At 66.2% G+C, this 3,999-nt stretch carries 3 protein-coding genes and 1 pseudogene; 1 reads left to right on the top strand and 3 read right to left on the bottom strand.

What is annotated here, in order from left to right; translation table 11 throughout:
* Both AWC14_RS08915 and AWC14_RS08905 read right to left on the bottom strand, forming a co-directional pair.
* Positions 1-379 (bottom strand): annotated as a pseudogene (locus AWC14_RS08915) (IS982 family transposase); the annotation flags it as partial.
* Positions 380-952: 573 nt separating this feature from the next.
* Positions 953-2,200 (bottom strand): alpha-hydroxy acid oxidase, encoded by a 1,248-nt coding sequence (locus tag AWC14_RS08905; RefSeq protein WP_045385678.1) that lies wholly within the window; start codon positions 2,198-2,200, stop codon positions 953-955.
* Here AWC14_RS08905 and AWC14_RS08900 point away from each other — a divergent pair.
* Positions 2,199-2,630: a DUF1810 domain-containing protein gene (locus AWC14_RS08900; RefSeq protein WP_045385679.1), complete on the top strand. Its 432-nt coding sequence runs from the start codon at positions 2,199-2,201 to the stop codon at positions 2,628-2,630. The two genes, AWC14_RS08905 and AWC14_RS08900, sit on opposite strands and share 2 nt — an antisense overlap.
* Here AWC14_RS08900 and AWC14_RS08895 read toward each other — a convergent pair.
* Positions 2,623-3,876: an alpha-amylase family glycosyl hydrolase gene (locus tag AWC14_RS08895; RefSeq protein ID WP_045385680.1), complete on the bottom strand. Its 1,254-nt coding sequence runs from the start codon at positions 3,874-3,876 to the stop codon at positions 2,623-2,625. The two genes, AWC14_RS08900 and AWC14_RS08895, sit on opposite strands and share 8 nt — an antisense overlap.
* Positions 3,877-3,999 lie beyond the last annotated feature (123 nt).

Raw genomic sequence — 3,999 nt, 5'->3', positions numbered from 1 at the left:
GGCGGACCACCGTCTCCCGGGAGGCCCCGCACGGGATCGGCGTGCCGTCGACCAGTCGCAGGTCGTCGGCCCACGAGGGGCACTGGGCGGCCAGATACAGCATGGCTTTGCAGATCAACGGAGCGGCGGCCTTGATCCGTTTGTGGTAGCCCGGCTGCTTGGGCAAATACGGAAACAGATGGCGCAGCCGGCCCAAACACATACGCAGCCAATGGTGTTCGCTGCGAGCACCGAGCAGTACCTGCGCCACGGCCAGGCACACCAGCTCGGCATCGGTGAGTCTCTTCGGTCGACCGACTCGCCGTCGGTCCGGTCCGATGACATGATCATCGATCGTCACATACAGTTCGGTCAGGAGGGCATCGAGGTTCGTCGTCACAAACGTCCATCGATGCCCTCCAACCACATCAGTCACAAGCCGCCACGCCGCACAGACAACCAACAGCGGTACGCATCAACAACCCGCCGCAACTCACCCGCCGCCGCGGTTAGGAATTACTCATCTAGAGGCCGCCGCATCGGGAGGGGGCCAAGATCGGGGACCAAGGCGGGCAATCAGGCGGCAGAGGCTGCGGAGGCGGCGGCGGGATCGGAGTGGGAAATAGGTTAGGTCCCTCCCAATAGTGGGCAGGAGCCTTAGTCCGCACGTCATAGTCGAAGTAGTAGGTGTGGCAGACACTCATGTCCCAAACTAGGTCTCCGTCCGCCCGTGGCGGATCATTCGGCATGTCTTGCCCCGGGCACCATTGAAACGGGCCATACGTATAAGCCTGCGCGATACCTGCTCCCAACCCCAGAGCGACCAGACCCAAACCGCCAGACATCACCACAGTCGTTGCGAACCAGGCGATTCTTCGTTTCATAACCTGACTCTATTGACACCGGCAACTTCGTGGCTGTCTTTGAAATTGCTGCCCATTGTTTCCTTGCGCATCAGCCCCAAAACAGTCGGTCAATCTGTGGACAACGGCACCAGCCGTCGCAACTGGGTCACGTGGCCGGGGGAGAGCTCCTCGAGGCAGCTGACCCCGAGCAGCCGCATGGTCCGGGTCAGCTGACCGGTCAGGATCTCGATGGCGCGCCGGACGCCCGCTTCGCCGCCGGCCATCAGCCCGTAGAGGTAGGCCCGCCCGATCAACGTGCACCGCGCGCCCAGCGCGACCGCGGCGACGATGTCCGCGCCGGACATGATGCCGGTGTCCAGCAGGATCTCGGTGTCGGCGCCGAGCTCCCGGGCGACGACGGGTAGCAGGTGAAACGGCACCGGCGCCCGATCGAGCTGGCGGCCACCGTGATTGGACAACACGATCCCGTCGGCGCCGACGTCGACGACGGCGCGGGCGTCGTCGAGCGTCTGGATTCCTTTGACGACGAGCTTGCCGGGCCACTGGGTCTTGATCCATGCCAGATCGGCGAAGGTCACGCTGGGGTCGAACATGGTGTCCAGGTATTCGCCGACCGTGCCTGACCACCGGTCCAGCGAGGCGAAGGCCAGCGGCTCGGTGGTCAGCAGGTCGAACCACCAGCGCGGTCGGGGCAGCGCGTCGAGCACGGTGCGCAGCGTCAACGCCGGCGGTATCGACATCCCGTTGCGGGTGTCACGCAGCCGGGCGCCTGCGACCGGCACGTCGACGGTGACCAGCAAGGTGTCGAATCCGGCGTCGGCGGCGCGGCGCACCAACGCCATCGACCGGTCCCGGTCACGCCACATGTAGAGCTGAAACCATTTGCGGCCCTGCGGAACAGCGTCGACTACGTCTTCGATCGAGGCGGTCCCCAAGGTGGACAGCGAAAACGGGATGCCGGCCGCGGCGGCGGCGCGCGCCCCGGCGATCTCGCCCGCCGTATGCATCAGCCGGGTAAAACCGGTCGGCGCAATCGCGAAGGGCCACCCGACCGGCCCGCCGAGCACGTCCCATCCGGTTCGCACCGTCGTCACGTCGCGCAGGATCGACGGGTGAAACTCGATGTCGCGGAAGGCTTGCCGGGCACGCCCCAGCGAGATCTCGTTCTCGGCGGCGCCGTCGGTGTAGTCGAACGCCGCCCGCGGAGTGCGCCGCTTGGCGAGGCGCCGCAGGTCGTCGATGGTCAACGCCGCGTCGAGGCGGCGCTGGGTGCGGTCGAAGCGGGGCCTGCGGAACCGGATCAGCGGCGCGAGGTCGCGGACCTTGGGAACCCGTCTGTGCGACTGTGGTGGCATGGACTGTGCAACCGACCCCTTCGATCTGCAGCGTTTCGTCGACGCGCAGGCCCGCGTGTACCACACCGTAGTCGAGGAGTTGCGTGCCGGACGCAAACGCAGCCATTGGATCTGGTTCGTTTTCCCGCAGCTCGCCGGGCTGGGCCGCAGCCCGACGGCCGAACGGTATGCGATTTCCTCGCTCGACGAGGCGCGTGCATACCTGGATCATGATGTGCTCGGGCCGCGGTTGCGCGAGTGCACGCAACTTGTCAACAACGTCAAGGGCCGCTCGATCGGCGAGATCTTCGGCTCACCCGACGACCTCAAGGTGCGCTCGTCGATGACCCTGTTCGCCCACGCCACCGACGACAACCGGGAGTTCGTGGAGTTGCTCGACAAGTACTACGGCGGGGAAGAGGACCGATTGACGCTCGAGCGGCTCAGCTAAGCCGCAGGATGCGCCAGCCGTGCGGTTCGACCACCAGCGTGTCGACGACATCTTCCGGCGGCACTCCCGAGCCGGCGATCACTTGCGCGCGCGGCACAGTTGTCTCCAGCGGCGATTCGTCGATGTTGAGCGCGACGATCAGCGCGTCGTCGCCGCGGTGGGTCTGATAGACGTAGTGTCGGTTGTCGAGCCGCAGCGTGGTGGTCGACGCTCCCACGAGCCACGGGTGGCGACGGCGTAACCCGATCAGGTATTGGTGCAGTGCCCACACCTGCGCGCCGTGCTCGTCCAGAGGTAGTGGGGGAGAACCGAATTCGGGGCGCACCGCGTCGTCGCCGCCGAATCTCTCCTCCTTGACGCCGCGGAACCCGAGCTCGTCGCCGGCATACACGCTGGGGACGCCGCCGACGGTCATCTGCAGCACCAGCGCCTGGGCCACGTGCGCGGAATTCTCCAGCCGGCTGGCGATGCGGGTGACGTCGTGATTGCCGATGAAGGTCAGCGGCGCAAAACGTTGCACAAATGCGTTGTGCCGCTGCAACGCCCAATCGAGCTCGTAGAAGTTGCCGTCGTTGAGGCTGCTCCAGATCGCCTTCCACAGCTCGTATTGGGTGACCGAGTCGAAACCGCCCTCGTCCACCATCGCGGCGTAATCGCCGTGGATGAGCTCGCCGACGAACCACGCATCGGGATGCCGGTCGCGAACCCGCGGGAGCACGGAAGCCCAAAACCTCGGCGGCACGGCATAAGCCGCGTCCAGCCGCCACCCGTCGGCGCCGCGTCCCAGCCAGTAGGCCATCACCTCGGCCACATACTCGGCGACTTCTGGGTTGTCGTGGTTGAGCGTGGTCAGATCGCCGTGACCTTCGAAGGTGTAGTCGCGAAACCACGTTTCGTTGTTGCGGGGGAAGTCGGGGCCGACGTGGTTGAACACGCCGTCGAGCAGCACGCGCAGGCCGCGTCCGCGCGCTTCGGCAACAACAAAATCGAAGTCGGCGTCGTCGCCGAGGCGCGGATCGACGCGGTAGTGGTCGGTGGTGTCGTAGCCGTGGGTGCGCGAGGCGAAGATCGGCCCCAGCGCAATCCCCGAGGCCCCCAACGCAATCGCGTGGTCGAACCACTCGACGATGCGCCGCAGCCGATGCTCGCCAGCCTCTGGTCGCCTATCGGCCGGGAAGGCACCGACGAAACCCAGCGGGTAGATCTGCCACCAGATCGCATGCTCGACCCACGCAGGCGTGCTCACGACCGAAAGTGTGCCAGCCCAACCTGCCGCGAGCCCTCTGACCCTTCCGGGGGCCGCCTCGCAGGCGTGAAAATGGGGTCGGGTCGCCCGCCACGCCGGTCACTCTATGGGACTTTGGAACCC

It is taken from the genome of Mycobacterium kyorinense (genome assembly GCF_002101735.1).
In the GTDB taxonomy this organism is placed as follows: domain Bacteria; phylum Actinomycetota; class Actinomycetes; order Mycobacteriales; family Mycobacteriaceae; genus Mycobacterium; species Mycobacterium kyorinense.
The sequence above is the reverse complement of the archived record's forward strand: the minus strand, read 5'-3'. Positions and strand labels throughout refer to the sequence as shown.

Excerpts from the sequence above, each read along its gene's own strand:
- AWC14_RS08900 (WP_045385679.1), top strand. The coding sequence starts at position 2,199 with ATGGACTGTGCAACCGACCCCTTCGATCTGCAGCGTTTCGTCGACGCG.
- AWC14_RS08905 (WP_045385678.1), bottom strand. The coding sequence starts at position 2,200 with ATGCCACCACAGTCGCACAGACGGGTTCCCAAGGTCCGCGACCTCGCG.